Origin of the sequence: Pedomonas sp. (genome assembly GCF_036515995.1) — a bacterium.
GTDB lineage: Bacteria > Pseudomonadota > Alphaproteobacteria > Sphingomonadales > Sphingomonadaceae > Pedomonas.
On sequence record NZ_DATBUP010000234.1, the window covers coordinates 1 to 14,814 of the forward strand.

At 65.0% G+C, this 14,814-nt stretch carries 16 protein-coding genes; 6 read left to right on the forward strand and 10 right to left on the reverse strand.

Going from position 1 to position 14,814, the window contains the following annotated elements; all coding sequences use genetic code 11:
- The coding region (locus tag VIG90_RS17090; RefSeq protein WP_331594731.1) for a hypothetical protein at positions 1-197 on the reverse strand (197 nt) is incomplete at its 3' end.
- 223 nt (positions 198-420) lie between these two features.
- On the opposite strand from VIG90_RS17090, the gene VIG90_RS17095 reads away from it, so the two are divergent.
- Positions 421-1,095 (forward strand): response regulator transcription factor, encoded by a 675-nt coding sequence (locus VIG90_RS17095; RefSeq protein WP_331594732.1) that lies wholly within the window; start codon positions 421-423, stop codon positions 1,093-1,095.
- Positions 1,096-1,158: 63 nt separating this feature from the next.
- Here VIG90_RS17095 and nadC read toward each other — a convergent pair whose 3' ends face one another.
- From nadC to VIG90_RS17115, 4 genes are all read right to left on the reverse strand, one after another.
- The gene (gene nadC / locus VIG90_RS17100; protein WP_331594733.1) at positions 1,159-2,016 is read right to left on the reverse strand and encodes a carboxylating nicotinate-nucleotide diphosphorylase; all 858 of its coding nucleotides are present in this window, start codon (positions 2,014-2,016) and stop codon (positions 1,159-1,161) included.
- Between the two features lie 161 nt (positions 2,017-2,177).
- Positions 2,178-3,197 carry a quinolinate synthase NadA gene (gene nadA / locus VIG90_RS17105; RefSeq protein ID WP_331594734.1) on the reverse strand — a complete coding sequence of 340 codons (1,020 nt, stop codon included), beginning with the start codon at positions 3,195-3,197 and terminating at the stop codon, positions 2,178-2,180.
- A 245-nt stretch (positions 3,198-3,442) separates the two neighbouring features.
- Positions 3,443-4,450: an NAD(P)-dependent alcohol dehydrogenase gene (locus tag VIG90_RS17110; protein ID WP_331594735.1), complete on the reverse strand. Its 1,008-nt coding sequence runs from the start codon at positions 4,448-4,450 to the stop codon at positions 3,443-3,445.
- Positions 4,451-4,496: 46 nt separating this feature from the next.
- The gene (locus VIG90_RS17115) at positions 4,497-4,748 is read right to left on the reverse strand and encodes a hypothetical protein (protein WP_331594736.1); all 252 of its coding nucleotides are present in this window, start codon (positions 4,746-4,748) and stop codon (positions 4,497-4,499) included.
- Positions 4,749-4,944: 196 nt separating this feature from the next.
- Here VIG90_RS17115 and VIG90_RS17120 point away from each other — a divergent pair, with 196 nt between their 5' ends.
- Positions 4,945-5,265 carry a multidrug efflux SMR transporter gene (locus tag VIG90_RS17120; protein ID WP_331594737.1) on the forward strand — a complete coding sequence of 107 codons (321 nt, stop codon included), beginning with the start codon at positions 4,945-4,947 and terminating at the stop codon, positions 5,263-5,265.
- Between the two features lie 158 nt (positions 5,266-5,423).
- Here VIG90_RS17120 and VIG90_RS17125 read toward each other — a convergent pair whose 3' ends face one another.
- The gene (locus VIG90_RS17125) at positions 5,424-6,323 is read right to left on the reverse strand and encodes an MBL fold metallo-hydrolase (protein ID WP_331594738.1); all 900 of its coding nucleotides are present in this window, start codon (positions 6,321-6,323) and stop codon (positions 5,424-5,426) included.
- A 478-nt stretch (positions 6,324-6,801) separates the two neighbouring features.
- Here VIG90_RS17125 and VIG90_RS17130 point away from each other — a divergent pair, with 478 nt between their 5' ends.
- The 4 genes from VIG90_RS17130 (at position 6,802) to VIG90_RS17145 (ending at position 11,245) form a co-directional block, all read left to right on the forward strand.
- Positions 6,802-7,623: an enoyl-CoA hydratase gene (locus VIG90_RS17130; RefSeq protein ID WP_331594739.1), complete on the forward strand. Its 822-nt coding sequence runs from the start codon at positions 6,802-6,804 to the stop codon at positions 7,621-7,623.
- 149 nt (positions 7,624-7,772) lie between these two features.
- Complete coding sequence (locus VIG90_RS17135; RefSeq protein WP_331594740.1) at positions 7,773-8,885, forward strand: S-(hydroxymethyl)glutathione dehydrogenase/class III alcohol dehydrogenase; 1,113 nt, start codon at positions 7,773-7,775, stop codon at positions 8,883-8,885.
- Positions 8,886-9,103: 218 nt separating this feature from the next.
- Complete coding sequence (fghA, locus tag VIG90_RS17140) at positions 9,104-9,958, forward strand: S-formylglutathione hydrolase (protein ID WP_331594741.1); 855 nt, start codon at positions 9,104-9,106, stop codon at positions 9,956-9,958.
- A gap of 237 nt (positions 9,959-10,195) precedes the next feature.
- A complete protein-coding gene (locus VIG90_RS17145) occupies positions 10,196-11,245 on the forward strand; it encodes a zinc-dependent alcohol dehydrogenase family protein (RefSeq protein ID WP_331594742.1) in 1,050 nt (349 codons plus the stop codon).
- Positions 11,246-11,406: 161 nt separating this feature from the next.
- Here the strand turns inward: VIG90_RS17145 and VIG90_RS17150 are convergent, their stop codons facing one another.
- The 4 genes from VIG90_RS17150 to VIG90_RS17165 form a co-directional block, all read right to left on the reverse strand.
- Complete coding sequence (locus tag VIG90_RS17150; RefSeq protein WP_331594743.1) at positions 11,407-11,712, reverse strand: hypothetical protein; 306 nt, start codon at positions 11,710-11,712, stop codon at positions 11,407-11,409.
- A gap of 290 nt (positions 11,713-12,002) precedes the next feature.
- Positions 12,003-12,407, reverse strand: a complete 405-nt coding sequence (locus VIG90_RS17155; protein ID WP_331594744.1) for a YdbL family protein — start codon at positions 12,405-12,407, stop codon at positions 12,003-12,005.
- A gap of 54 nt (positions 12,408-12,461) precedes the next feature.
- The gene (locus VIG90_RS17160; protein ID WP_331594745.1) at positions 12,462-12,647 is read right to left on the reverse strand and encodes a YnbE family lipoprotein; all 186 of its coding nucleotides are present in this window, start codon (positions 12,645-12,647) and stop codon (positions 12,462-12,464) included.
- Positions 12,648-12,774: 127 nt separating this feature from the next.
- A partial coding sequence (locus VIG90_RS17165; protein ID WP_331594746.1) for an intermembrane phospholipid transport protein YdbH family protein occupies positions 12,775-14,814 on the reverse strand: 2,040 nt, incomplete at its 5' end.

The following is a 14,814-nucleotide window of genomic DNA, read 5'->3' on the forward strand; positions in this document are numbered from 1 at the left end:
CTATTTACATCAATGATTCTGTCCGAGTCGTAACACATCACCAGGTCCAGCCCCCGAGGCAGGCCGGAAACAGCCGCCTTCATATACGCCAGAAGCGATGATTTTTGGCTAATTTCCGCGAAATTCCCTGAATTCAGCCCAGCTTCATACCGCACGCGCCATAAAATTATGGCCGAGCCAATCGAAACACTTTTCAAAGAAGAGTTGTCGAACTAATGTGACGAACTCCTGAAAAGCGGAGAATATTAAAGTAATTCTAAAGAATTATTCTTGGTATCGACTTGCCGTAGCGTTGGTGCCACCGCCGTCTGGCGGCCCAGTTCGTCGTTCTCCCCGTTCGTAGCTGCCCCAGTTCGTAGCTGCCCCAGTTCGTAGTTGCCGTTGCGTCCGTGCCACGTTCAACAATTGCGGAGGCAAGTTATGGCGCCGACGATCCTCATTGCGAGTGATCATCCAGGGACCCGGGCTCTTGTATCGGCTGTTCGCCAGGCCCAGCCCAAGGCCAATGTTGTGGAAGCGTCCAGCTTCAAGTCGGCGGCAGAGGCCGTGCGCCGCCAGCGGCCGGAAGTGGTGCTGATGGACCTCGACCTGACGGACGGTGGCGGCTTCGCCAGCCTCGTCGCGGTGAAGCAGATGCGAGCGACCGCGCGCATTCTCGCCCTCGGGTGGGATGAGGAGCCCTCGCTGGTGCAGCGGGCGCGCTGGTTCGGAGCACAAGGCTTCCTCACCCGCTCCGCGCCGCCCGTACTGGTGCGCACCACTCTTGCCCGCACGCTGGCCGGAGAAGAATGCTGGCTGGCGGAGACCTGCAAGCCCCTGCCCACTCAGGAGGACCCCGTGCCGGAACCCATCACGGTCGCCCGCAAGCTGGCTTCCCTCACACCGGCGCAGATGCGCGTCCTGCTTGGCCTGAACGCCGGGCTGCTCAACAAGCAGATCGCCTTTGAGATGAACATCACGGAAGCCACCGTGAAGGCCCATCTCACCGCCGTGTTCCGCAAGCTCGGCGTCAAGAACAGGCAGGATGCGGCCCGCATCGCCCGCACCATGCTGGCCTCCACCCCATTCAGCAACTGCCAGTCGGGCCACGGCTGAAAGGAACCTGGCCGAGCGGCATGAACGCCACGGCTGGCGGAGGCTAAATCAGAAGCTTAGGAATTACGCCGAGAGGAAGTCCAGCCCGATGTCTACTGCCGGGGCAGACTGGGTGATGCGGCCAACAGAGATGAAGTCCACGCCCGTCTCGGCAATGCCGCGAATGGTGTTCAGGTTCACGCCGCCCGAGGCTTCCAGCGGCACTCGCCCGTTCACAAGCGCCACGGCCTTGCGCAGGGTCGGCGGGTCCATGTTGTCCAGCAGCAGGCGCTCGGCCCCGGCGGCCAGCGCCGGTTCGATCTGGTCGAGCGTATCCACCTCCACCTGCACCTGAAGCACGGTGCGGCTGGCCAGCGCCGCCTGCACCGCCGCCTCGATGGAGCCGACGATGGCGATGTGATTGTCCTTGATGAGAATGCCGTCGTCCAGCCGCAGCCGGTGATTGTGCGCGCCGCCCATGCGGGTGGCGTACTTCTCCAGCAGGCGCAGGCCCGGCGTTGTCTTGCGGGTGTCCAGCAGTTTCGCGCCGGTGCCCTCGATCGCGTCCACATACTGGCGCGTCAGGGTGGCGATGCCCGCAAGGTGCTGCACCGTGTTCAGTGCGGAGCGCTCGGCGGTCAGCAGCGCACGGGCCGAGCCGGTCACTACCATCAGCTCCGCGCCTGCCTCCACCCGGTCGCCATCCTGCGCCTTGATCTCGATCTCGCAGCTCGCATCCAGCGCGCGGAAAAAGGTCTCGGCCAGCGGCAGGCCCGCCACCACCAGCGGCTCGCGCGCCGCCATCACCGCCTTCAGGCGGGCCGTCTCCGGCACCACGAACTTGGAGGTCACGTCGCCGCGTTCGCCCAAATCCTCAGCCAGCGTCGAGCGTACGAAATCCTGCACCTCGGCGTCGTTGAGCGGCAGTCCGCTTGCGATCATGAAACCCTCCATCGTCAAATTTCAAAACAGATCAGGTATTTGCGGAAAACCGTAACAGGTCGGCAACAAGCCGGTGTCGCCACGTCCGCAAACAACAACGGCGGTCGGGCCGGTGTGCCCGGTCCGCCGCCGCCTGGTTCTTTCCCGTCAAGCCGAGCGCATCAGCCCGGAATCTTGCCCACGTCGCCCTGGCCCGGGGCCTTCGGCGCCATGTCCAGCATCCGCTGCAGCGACTGTGCCGCCTTTACCCGCACGTCTTCCGGCACCTCGATCTGGGGCGTCAGGTCGCGCAGGCACAGGTACAGCTTCTCCAGCGTGTTCAGCGCCATGAACGGGCACATGTTGCAGTTGCACTGGCCGTCCGCGCCCGGCACGCCGATGAAGGTCTTGCCCGGCGCTTCGCGCTGCATCTGGTGAATGATGTTGGGCTCCGTCGCCACCAGAATGGTATCGGCATCGCTGGCCATGGCGTATTCCAGAATGCCGCGGGTCGAGCCCACATAGTCGGCATGGTCCAGAATGTGCGCCGGGCACTCGGGGTGCGCCGCCACCGGGGCGTCGGGATGCTCCGCCTTCAGCTTGATCAGCTCCTGTTCCGAGAAGTTCTCGTGCACGATGCACGAGCCTTCCCACAGCAGCATGTCGCGGCCGGTCTTGCGGGCGAGGTAACCGCCCAGGTGCCGGTCCGGCGCGAAGATGATCTTCTGGTCGGCGGGGAGCTGGCTGAGGATGTGCTCGGCGGACGAGGACGTCACGATGATGTCCGAGAGCGCCTTAACCTCTGCCGAGCAGTTGATGTACGTCAGCGCAATGTGGTCCGGGTGCGCGGCGCGGAACTTGGCGAAGGCCTCCGGCGGGCAGCTGTCTTCCAGCGAGCATCCGGCCTTCAGGTCCGGCAGCACCACCGTTTTCTGCGGAGAGAGGATCTTGGCCACCTCCGCCATGAACTTCACGCCGCAGAACACGATCACATCCGCGTCCGTCGCCGCTGCCTTGCGCGACAGGTCGAGGGAATCGCCCACGAAGTCCGCCAGATCCTGGATCTGCGGTTCCTGGTAATAGTGGGCAAGGATGACGGCGTTCTTCTCCTTGCGCAGCCGATTGATCTCGGCCAGCAGGTCGATGCCCGGCGGGATGTCCGCGCCGGCAGTCTGGTTGGGGAAATTCAAACGGGCATCCATAGCGTCACCTTGCCATCAACACCTGGGCCATCGTACCGGGCTTTCATGCGAGCCCTTCCGTGGCACCACAGTTATGCGGGCCTCTCCGTTGCACCCGCGCGTGTGGGGTAAATGGCGTGTAACCCCCCTGAGCACAAGGGCTTCGTGACAAAACGGCGGCGTAACTGTCGCAAGCGGCCCCTGCGGCAGAGATGTCCGGCCGAGCGAAGCGGCGCTTCCCAGGCCGCTTCCTGCAAAGGTTTTCCCTAGAATTCCAGACAGATCTTGCCGAAGTGCGCTCCGCTTTCCTGCAGGCGGAAGGCATCGGCAATGTCGTCCAGTGCGAAGCTGCGATCGATCACCGGGCGCACGCCGGTCGCCTCCAGCGCCCGCACAAAGTCCATCTGCTCGCGCCTGCTGCCAACGATCAAACCCTGCAATCGGGCCTGCTTGGCCATCAGGGCGGCGGTCGGCACCGGCCCTTCAACCCCGGTGAGCACGCCGATGAGCGAGATGTGCCCGCCAATCCGCACGGCGGTGATGGACTGGGCCAGCGTTGCGGGCCCGCCCACCTCCACCACATGATCCACGCCGCGTCCCTGTGTCAGGTCCAGCACGGCCTGTCCCCAGTCCGGGGTGGTCTTGTAGTTGAGGCTGTAGTCGGCGCCCAGCGCATGCACGCGCTTCAGCTTGTCATCCGAGGACGAGGTGGCGATCACCGTCGCCCCCATGGCCTTGGCCAGTTGCAGCGCGAAGATGGAAACGCCGCCGGTGCCCATCACCAGCACGGTATCTCCCGCCTTCAGCTGGCCATCCACCACCAGCGCCCGCCACGCGGTCAGCCCGGCCGTGGTCAGCGTTGCCGCCTCGGCGTGGCTGTAGCCGTGCGGCGCACGGGTGAACCAGCTGGCCGGGCGCACCACCGCCTCGCGGGCGTACCCGTCGATGCCGTCGCCCGGCACCAGCGCGAAGTCGCCGACGGCCGGCGGCCCGTCCTGCCAGGCAGGGAAAAAGCAGGAAACCACATGGTCACCGGGCGCAAACTCGGTCACGCCCGCGCCCACCGCCTCGATGATGCCCGCCCCGTCAGACATGGGAATGCGCCCGTCCTCTGCGCCCGCCTTGCCGCTTACCACCAGATAATCATGGAAGTTCAGCGAGCTGGCGTGCACCCGCACGCGAATCTCTCCCGGTCCCGGCAGGCCGGGATCGTCGGTCTCGGTCACGTCCAGTTGATCGAGCCCGCCGGGCGCTCTGATTCTGGCGAATTTCACAATTCCACCTTCCCTTCGCGCCCGTGCGTCTGGGCCGTCTGCGCTGCTAGTCCTTCTTTTTCTCGGTGCCGCTCAGCGGATCGACCACAATGTTGCGCTCGTCTCCGCCCCGGGTGCGGTAACGGATCTTGTAAACGTCATCCTTGTATTCAATGCTCACGAAGGAAACGAAGTCGTCCCGCGCCTCGATCGAGGTGGTGATCTCCGAAAGCGGGCGCGCACCCTGCGGCGGCACGTCCGCCGCCAGTGCCGGAACGGAAAGTCCAACGAAAACAGCAGCAACCAGCAGGGGTCTCATGAACTGCTCCTATTCTAATGACAACCAGAGCAGGAAAAACGCACGAGGCAGACGATAGCCTCAAGCCGCGGCCGCACAGCGCGCCGTGTCTTGACGCTGAACGCCGGAATTCATATTTCAGCGCCAGAGAGGAACGACCTCCCCCACCATGGGCAGTAATGACCGGGACGGCCCGGCACTTCGAAAGGAGGGCCGCGTGGCCTGGATTCTATTGTCTGTTGCTGGCCTGCTTGAAGTCGTGTGGGCCTATTTCATGAAGCTGTCGGACGGCTTCTCCCGTCCGATGTACACCGTTCTCACCTTCGGCTTCATGTTCGTCAGCTTCTGGCTGCTCTCGGTTGCGATGAAAACCCTGCCGCTGGGCACCGCCTATGCTGTCTGGACCGGCATCGGCGCGGTCGGCGCGTTCATCGTCGGTCTGGTCATGCTGGGTGAAGCCGCCTCGCCGCTGCGCATCCTCGCCGCCCTGCTCATCGTCTCCGGCATCGCGCTCATGAAGTTCACCAGCGCGGAGTGAGCTTTCCGCAAGCCGGACAGGAGCTTAAGTCTGAAAAGGCAAAGGGCGTTCATTAAATGAACGCCCTTTGTTCTTGTCCGCCAGCGGCACATCGCCGTGGCGATATTCCTGATAATGTCAGGAGACAGGCGTCCGTTACGCCTCCACCTTCCAGAAAATCATTCCGTCTCAGCAACCTGTGCAGCGGAGTAAACGTCGCCATCGCGCACCACCCGGCCGCGTGCTTCCAGGTCGATCAGGTGCGCCAGCACCGAGCGGCCCGCCGCCGCGTGCAGGTACTTGGGCGTCGAGACGTACAGCACCTCGACCATCTGCGGAATGCTGAGCGGTCCGTCCGAGAGCAGCTTCATGATCTGCCCTTCGCGCATGCGGCGGTGATTGATGAGGCCGCGCACGAACGGGCGCGGGTTCTCAACCGGGGCGCCGTGGGTCGGGTAGTAGATGGCGTCGTCCCGATCCAGCAGCTTCTTGAGGCTGGCCATGTAGGCGGCCATGTCGCCGTCCGGCGGGGCAATGACGCTGGTGGACCAGCCCATCACATGATCGCCGGTGAACAGCGCCTTCTCCTCCGGCAGCGCGAAGCACAGGTGCGTCGAGGTATGACCCGGCGTCTCGATGGCCTCCAGCGTCCAGCCCGGGCCGGAGATGGTGTCGCCCTCGGCCAGGATGGTGTCGGGCGCATAGGCCCAGTCCACCGCTTCCTCGGCGGCGGGCATGCCGTCCTCGCCCTTCACCTGCGCGCAACCCACGATCGGCGCGCCCAGCCGCTCCTTCAGCGGACGGGCGGCGGGCGAGTGGTCGCGGTGGGTGTGGGTGATGACGAGGTGGCTCACCGTCTCGCCTTCCACCGCCTTCAGCACCGCCTCGATATGCTCCGGCATGTCCGGACCCGGATCGATGATCGCCACCGTGCCGCGCCCGATGATGTAGGTGCCGGTGCCCGTATAGGTGAACGGGTTGGCATTGTGGGCCACCACGCGCCGGATGAGCGGGCTCACGGTTTCCGGCTCGCCGTAGCGCACGGCGGTGCCTTCCACGAAGCGGACGTCATCGGTCATGACACTCTCCAAACTCACTTGCCGCCCTGCGCCTGTAACCAGCGGATAGAAACCGGGCGGCCTGAAACTCGGGTCTGACCTATAGGCTAATTGCTCGAATGAAAAGGAGCTATGGCCACGGGTCCCTGCTCGAACAACGCCCGGGCGGAGCCGCCGCCTCATGCCGCGCCTGCGAATCCACCCGATTCAGTTTTCACGCCAAGCCCTTGACCGAAAACAGTTTTCCCCAAGGCGACGAAACATCGCCCCCGCAGAGCCCGTGGCTGCCCGCGCCCTGCTGCATCCGGGCGGCATCCCCGCATTTCTGATATTTTTTCAATATCTTATTGCGCAGTCTCGAATCAGCGGATTCACTCGTCCTCCGATTCCCCCCGCCCGTCGCAGCTTGGCGGCGCGAGCGAAGCCCCCTATCCTCCCGCACCAGTTTTGCAGGCAACACATTCGCAGGCACCCTGCCCCAGCCAGCCAGAGGATTCCGATGACCAATACCGCTGCCGTATCCGAAGCTACCCAGTCCGAGGCTGACGCCATCCGCACCGAGGTGGACGGCCCGCTGCTCTGGATCCGCATCGATCGCGCCGCCAAGCGCAACGCCATCACCTCGGTCATGTACGGCAAGCTCGCCGCCGTGCTCGATGAGGCGGATCGCACGCCGTCCGTGCGCACCGTCGTCATCACCGGCTTCAACGGCACGGACCATGACGTGTTCAGCAGCGGCAACGATCTGGCGGACTTCCTCGCCAATCCGCCCGAGGACGAGAGCAGCAACACCGTCCAGTTCCTCAAGTCCCTCGCCCGCTTCTCCAAGCCGCTGGTCGCCGCCGTCTCCGGCCCGGCCGTCGGCATCGGCATGACCCTGCTGCTCCACTGCGAGCTGGTCTATGCGGCGGACAACGCCCGCCTCCAGTTCCCCTTCACCAGCCTTGGCGTGGTGCCGGAAGCCGGCTCCACCCAGCTGCTGGCCCGCAGCGTCGGTCACGTGAAGGCGTCCGAGTTGCTGCTGCTGGGCGAGCCCTTCACCGCCCAGCAGGCGCTGGAGTGGGGCCTGGTCAACGCCGTCGTTCCCGCCGCCGAGGTGGAGGCGCTGGCCCGCAGCCGTGCCCTCAAGCTGGCCGCCCAGCCTGCCGCGGCCCTTCGCGCCACCAAGGCGCTCATCCGCTCCGCCCGCAATGCGGACCTGAACAGCGTCATCCTTGAGGAGATGCGGGTCTTCGCCGAGCGGCTGAACAGCCCCGAGGCTCAGGAAGCCGTCAGCGCCTTCCTCCAGAAGCGCAAGCCGGACTTCACCCAGTTCGACTGACGCAGCAGTTTGCGCGCGGGGCGATCCACGCCCCGCCGCCTGCGGCGTCCGTTGCGCCTGCGACCTTTGGACCTTGCCCCTTCGGCGTGCGCTTGGGTATCAGGTACAGACACATTGGTTTCCCGCCGGGCAATTAGGAGAGTTCCCCCATGAAGACGCGCGCCGCAGTCGCCTTTGCGCCCAACACGCCGCTTGAGATTGTCGAGGTCGATCTGGAGGGCCCGAAAGCCGGTGAAGTCCTCGTCGAGGTCATGGCCACCGGCGTCTGCCACACCGACGCCTACACCCTCTCCGGCAAGGACAGCGAGGGCGTGTTCCCCTCCATCCTCGGCCACGAAGGCGCAGGCATCGTGCGCGAGGTCGGCCCCGGCGTCACCTCGCTGAAGCCGGGCGATCACGTCATTCCGCTTTACACGCCCGAATGCCGCCAATGCAAAACCTGCCTGTCGCGCAAGTCGAACCTGTGCACGGCCATCCGCTCCACCCAGGGTCAGGGCCTGATGCCGGACGGCACCTCCCGCTTCTCCTACAAGGGCCAGCGGATTTTCCACTACATGGGCTGCTCCACCTTCTCCAACTTCACGGTCATGCCCGAGATCGCGGTCGCCAAGATCCGTGAGGACGCCCCGTTCGACAAGGTCTGCTACATCGGCTGCGGCGTCACCACCGGCATCGGCGCGGTCATCTACACCGCCGGCGTCGAGGCGGGCGCGAACGTCGCCGTGTTCGGCCTGGGCGGCATCGGCCTCAACGTCATTCAGGGCGCGAAAATGGTGGGTGCCGACAAGATCATCGGCATCGACCTGAACCCCGCCAAGCGCGAAATGGCCGAGAAGTTCGGCATGACCCACTTCATCAACCCGAACGAAGTCGGCAACGACAAGGTGGTGCAGGCCATCATCGACATCACCGGCGGCGGCGCGGACTACAGCTTCGACTGCACCGGCAACGTCAAGGTCATGCGTCAGGCCCTCGAGTGCGCCCACCGCGGCTGGGGCGAGAGCATCATCATCGGCGTTGCCGAGGCCGGTCAGGAAATCTCCACCCGCCCGTTCCAGCTGGTGACGGGCCGCGTCTGGAAGGGTTCGGCCTTCGGCGGCGCCCGCGGCCGCACCGACGTGCCCAAGATCGTCGACTGGTACATGGACGGCAAGATCAACATCGATGACCTCATCACCCACGTCATGCCGCTCGAGCAGATCAACTCCGCCTTCGACCTGATGCACGAAGGCAAGTCGATCCGCTCCGTGATTACGTTTTAAGTTTTATTGTCCGCAGGAGGGTCTCGACCCTCCTGCACCTCCCCTTCGCTTCAATCGGGCCGCGCGTTTAATGAAGATCGCGTCCCGGTAAATTCGTTTGAAACGGCCGTGTTTTCAGTGATTGCCTGAACCGCCGCCGGAAAACGAACGGAAGTGCAGAGGGTTATAGACCCTCTGCGAAAAACAGAACCACCCACACACCAGAAAGGGCCTGCCCCATGACCCTTGAAGTCATCGCCACCCACCGCCTGTTCGAGGGCACGCAGGGTTTCTACCGCCACCAATCGAAGGCCACCGGCACCAGCATGCGCTTTGCGGTGTACACGCCCCCGCAGGCGGCGGACGGTCCGGTTCCGGTGCTGTGGTTCCTGTCGGGCCTCACCTGCACGGAGGAGAACTTCACCGTGAAGGCGGGCGCGCAGCGCCTGGCGGCCGATCTCGGCATCATGCTGATCGCGCCGGACACCTCCCCGCGCGGGGACGGCGTGCCGGATGATGCCGAAGGCGCTTATGACTTCGGCATCGGCGCGGGCTTCTACGTGGATGCGACGCAGGATCCCTGGGCCGCCAACTACAAGATGTACTCCTACATCACGGACGAGCTGCCTGCCGTCATTGCCGAGCACTTCCCGGCGGACATGGCGCGCCAGTCCATCACCGGTCACAGCATGGGCGGCCACGGCGCGCTCACCATCGCGCTGAAGAACCCCATGCGCTTCAAGTCGGTCTCGGCCTTTGCGCCCATCGCCTCGCCCATCAACTGCCCGTGGGGCCAGAAGGCGCTTTCAGGCTATCTGGGCGAGGATCAGGCTGCGTGGCGCGCCTATGACGCCACGGCCCTCCTGCAGGACGGCCACCGCCTGCCGACCGAAATCTTGGTGGATCAGGGCATGGACGATCCGTTCGTTGATGCCCAGCTGAAGCCGGAGCTGCTGGAAGCCGCGTGCGAGGCGGCGGGCCAGAAGCTGACGCTGCGCCGCCAGCCGGAGTATGACCACAGCTACTTCTTCATCGCCTCGTTCATTGACGATCACCTGATCTGGCACGCCGAGCGCCTCAACGCCTCGGCGTAACAGCGACCGTTCCACGCAAAAGCAGAAGGCCGGGGCTCGCCCCGGCCTTTCTCGTTTCCGCCCGATCAAGAGCGGTGGACCACCAGGTTAAACCCCTCCTCCGGCAGCGCGCGTCCGCAGGCGGTCCCGGGCTGCCCCGTCCACGTCGCTCTCATACCTTGGGCTTTGGAACACCCGCCCCCGCCCGTGGTTCTCCGGCCATCAGCCAGATCCACCAGCCCGATCGCGGAGGCGGCCATGAAAGCCCTCGTTTACAACGGCCCCGGCAACAAGAGCGTCGAGGACAGGCCCACGCCTGAGATCCGTGAGCCGGGCGATGCCATCGTCCGCATCAGCCGCACCACCATCTGCGGCACGGACCTTCACATCCTGAAGGGAGACGTGCCCACCTGCCAGCCCGGCACCATCCTCGGGCATGAAGGCACGGGCGTGGTGGAGCGCGTCGGCGAAAGCGTCACCGCCTTCAAGCCGGGGGACCGGGTCATCATCTCCTGCGTCACCAGCTGCGGCCGCTGCGACTACTGCCGACGCGGCATGTACTCCCACTGCGAGACCGGCGGGTGGATTCTCGGCAACGAGATCGACGGCACGCAGGCCGAATACGTCCGCATTCCCCATGCCGACACCAGCCTCTATCCCATTCCTGACGGCAGCGACGAGGAAGCTCTCGTCATGCTCTCCGACATCCTCCCGACCGGGTTCGAGTGCGGCGTGCTCAACGGCAAGGTCCAGCCCGGCAGCAGCGTCGCCATCGTCGGCGCGGGTCCCATCGGACTGGCGGCGCTGCTCACCGCCCAGTTCTACTCGCCCGCCACCATCATCATGATCGACCTCGACGACAACCGCCTCGGCATCGCCCGCCAGTTCGGGGCCACCCACACCGTCAACAGCAACGCTGGCAACGAAAGCGCGGCGGAGGCCGTGCGCCGGATCGTCGGCAAGGCGGGCGTCGACACCGCCATCGAAGCCGTCGGCGTGCCCGCCACCTTCGAGCTCTGTCAGGACCTTATCGCCCCCGGCGGCACCATCGCCAACGTCGGCGTGCACGGCAAGAAGGTGGACCTGCACCTCGAGCGCCTGTGGTCCCACAATATCGCCATCACCACCCGGCTGGTCGACACCAGCACCACCCCCATGCTGCTCAAGACCGTGCAGTCCGGCAAGGTCGACCCCACCCGCCTCATCACCCACCGCTTCGCGCTCGATGACATCCTGAACGCCTACGACACCTTCGGCCGCGCCGCCGAAACCCAGGCGCTGAAGGTAATCATTCAAGCCAATGCGTGAGGAGTGCTCTGAACTTCCGGGTAATTCTCATTATTCGCAGGGGGTCTATAACCCCCTGCACCCCCCTTCGTTTTTCGGGGCGCACCCAGCGTAAGCCGTCGCGCCCGCCGGGTTCGTGGCGAGAGGGCTTTTGGCTCAAGAAAAAACATCAGCCCTGATATTTAATTTCCCACCGGATCAAATAGGTTCGCATCTGAAAAGGCCCAAGCTGATGGCTCATCAGGCCATTGAACTTTGATGCCGTAGCCATATCCGGGGATATTCAAGGCTTCTATTACAATACCGTGGACTCTCCGTTTAGCGTAGCGTTGTATTTCCAAGGAGCTTCCCTCGCGCAACTTCACTTCATCGCCAACGGCAAACTTTCTATTTGTATCAGGCATCTCGTCGTGGATTTGTCTGCCAGCAGCCAGCTGCCAATACTCCTTTGAAGGGAAACTAGACGCCGGCAAGTACGAGTAAGCCACTCAGCTCATTCTATCCGGTAAAGTGTCATAGATGACACTTATGTGCAGGAATTAGCCTGGCTGGCAGCCTCCCCGCGTAAGCTGGCTTCCGAAACGCGGCCCGATAGCCCTTCAACAAGCGCAGCGGGGCATCATAAGCACGGCCCGCAAAACGAATAGGAGGTGCAGGAGGGGTAAGCCTCTCCTGCAAAACCGAAACGCCAGAAATAACAAAAGCCGGAGCCCGCCTTGTGGCGAGCCCCGGGCCTGTCGTTCGTCCCCGTGCTGGAAACCAGCGGCGGGGGTGTGTCTTACTTCGGGCAGTAGGACGGCAGCTGCACCGGGGCGCTGCCCTGACGCTGCACCCACTGGCCGCCTTCGGTGCGGTAGAACTGGCCCGGACCCACGCGGTTCTGGAACAGCTCGCACGCGGTGGCGGCGGCCACCTCGTTCACCGACACGCCGCGCTTCTCGGCCAGCTGGGTATAGGCGGCCTTGCGCTTGATGTTGATCTGGTCGATGCGGGCCTTCAGGTCACCGCTCGCGCCCTTTACTGCGCCCACGTAGCCGTCGGCCTGCTCGCCGATCTGGCCGCTGGCGCGGGCCTGGTCGAGGAAGGCGTCCTGTGCCAGCGCGGTCCCGGCAATCGCCGCGGTTGCGCCCAGCGCTGCCGCGCACAGAACCTTCGTCAGAAATTTCGAATGCAGAACAGTCATGTTTTTTCTCCCGGCCGTTATCCGGCCAAGCCGCTCACAAAAGGGTTGCGCGTCTTAGAACACGCCCGGATTGCTCTGGATGAGATCCTGAACGTCCTTCTCCAGCTTCACGATGACTTCGTGGCGGATGTTGAGGTTCATGTTGATCTCGATCGGCTTGTCCGGTGCCTGCAGCTTCACGCACCCTGCCGCCATCAGCAGCGCCGTCATGGTGAAAGCCGCCTTCAGGGCTGGCCGCATTGTCGTCTCCCGGTCACTCACCTTCGTCACACCCATTTCTGTACGCTCTTTTCAATCTCAAGCGCAAATTTTGACGTTACGAGCATGAACCGAAGCTGAAGCCCTTTCCGCCCCGTGTCGGACCGGCTCAGCGCCGCTTGCCGTCCTGCTCTTCCTTCTCCGGCTCGATCTTGGCGGTCGTGCCGTTCGCCTTCTCCAGCTCCATCTCGACGCTGCGGCGCACCATGCCGCCCACGTCGGTCACGCCGGAGATCGAGCTCATCAGGCTGCGCAGCGGTGCCTTCACGTTCACGTTGAACTTGAACGGGATGCCGCGCGTCTTGAGCGCCCGGAACCACGACACCGGCGACAGCGAGGCGACGCTCGTGCCGTCGAAGCGGATGCCGGTGTAGATCTCGCCCGCCAGATCGCCTTCCACGTCCAGCGTGATGGAGTTGAACTTGAAGTTCTTCAGCGCGTCGAACGCCAGCTTGGCGTTGCCTTCCGTGGCCGGCACCGGCCCGGTGTAGGACAGCGTGCCCTGGCCCAGCGTGCGCAGGTAGCCCTTCTGGATCGATGCGCCCTGACGGGTGATGACCAGCGGCAGCACGCCCTCGATCTGGCCCGTCGCCTTCAGCGATTCCATCTCCATCAGGCCGACGAACTTCTCCAGGTCCACCGAATCGAGCCGCAGCGTTGCCCGCTTCTCCGGCTCGTCCAGCGCAACCGTGGTCGGATCGACCAGCAGGTGCCCGTTGGCGAGCGGCCAGCTGGCCTGTTCCACCTTGAGCTGATGGCCCGGCAGCATCTGGAAGCGGATCACGCCGTTTTCCATGGCAACGCCCGGGTTCAGCTTGGCGATGCGCACGGTCTGCCCCGGCGGGGTCGTCATCTCCATGAAGTCGGTCACGCGCACCTGACCGCTGATGCCCTCGATCGGGCCAAGGCCGCCCGTCGCCATGGACAGGTTGTTGAGGTCGAACTGGCCTTCGGTCGCCAGCCCGCCCTCATTCCAGCGCGCCCTGACGAAACCGCCGATCGAGCCGGTCACGTTCTCAACGACGCCGCGCGCCATCTCGCTGAGGAGATAGGGCTGCAGCGTCGGCGTGAAGGTCAGCCCGGTCATGGTCAGCGTTGCCTCGCCGGAGCCGGACGCCTTGCCGACGCCGCTCGCGTAGTGGCCCTGCACCTCGCCCAGCACCTCGCCGCTCGAGGCCAGCCGCACCTTGCCACCGAGGGTGGAGCGCTCGCTGCCCACCTTCGCCTCGCCATCGGTCAGGCTCAGCGCCTCGAACCGGCGCACCTTGCTGGTGTCCAGCAACCGCCCGGTCAGCCCGGTCAGGTGCAGCGGGGCCGCCTCGTTGGCGAAATCCGCCCGCCAGCGGCCCTTGGCCTCGGCGCGCACGTTGGCCTCGCTCGCCACGAGGGTCATACCCTCCATGGTGCCGCTGCCGCGCCAGGCGTCTCCGCCGCCGCGCAGCTGGCCGCTGATGCGACGGCTGTTGGCGGTGATGCCGTCCGGCAGCCGCAGCGCGGCCTGGCGTAGCTCAAGGCCCATCACCGGCTTGTCCGTCGTGCCGCTCACGCTGACCAGCACCGGACCGGCGGTCAGGCCCAGGTTGCCGCCCATCGGTTCGCCGTCGGCGCGCAGCAAGGCCAGCTTCAGAGTCTGCGCCGTCGCGCCGCCCGTCAGGGTGCCGTCCGGCGCCGTATAGAGGAAACCGCGCTCGTCCTGCGGGCAGACCGGCATTGCGCCCTGCCCGAACCGGGTCTCGCCGAACTGGAGCCCGCCCACGCGAACGGCCAGGCAGCCTTCGCTGGCCGCCAGCCGCAGGCCCTTGTCCCATGCCGCTTCCAGATCGAGCGGCAGATGCAGATCCTCAATGCGGCCGCCCGGAATGGGGCCGCTGATCCGCGCCCGGCCGGAGAGCAGAACCTCGCCCCTGGTCTTGCCCTTCGTCTCACCGTTGCCGCCCGGCCTCTGCACCAGCTTGAAGGTCACCGGCGTCAGCGACAGGCGGGAGTCCCCCGCCTTCCAGTCGTCCACCACCACGGTGCCCGCGCTCTCCAGCGGCTCGCCCGGCGCCATTGCCAGCCGGTCGATGCGCGCCTCCAGCTTGGGCAGGCCCGGACCGGACAGCGAGGCCCGGCCGCTCAGCGTGGTCTTGCCGGAGGGCAGCTCCACGTG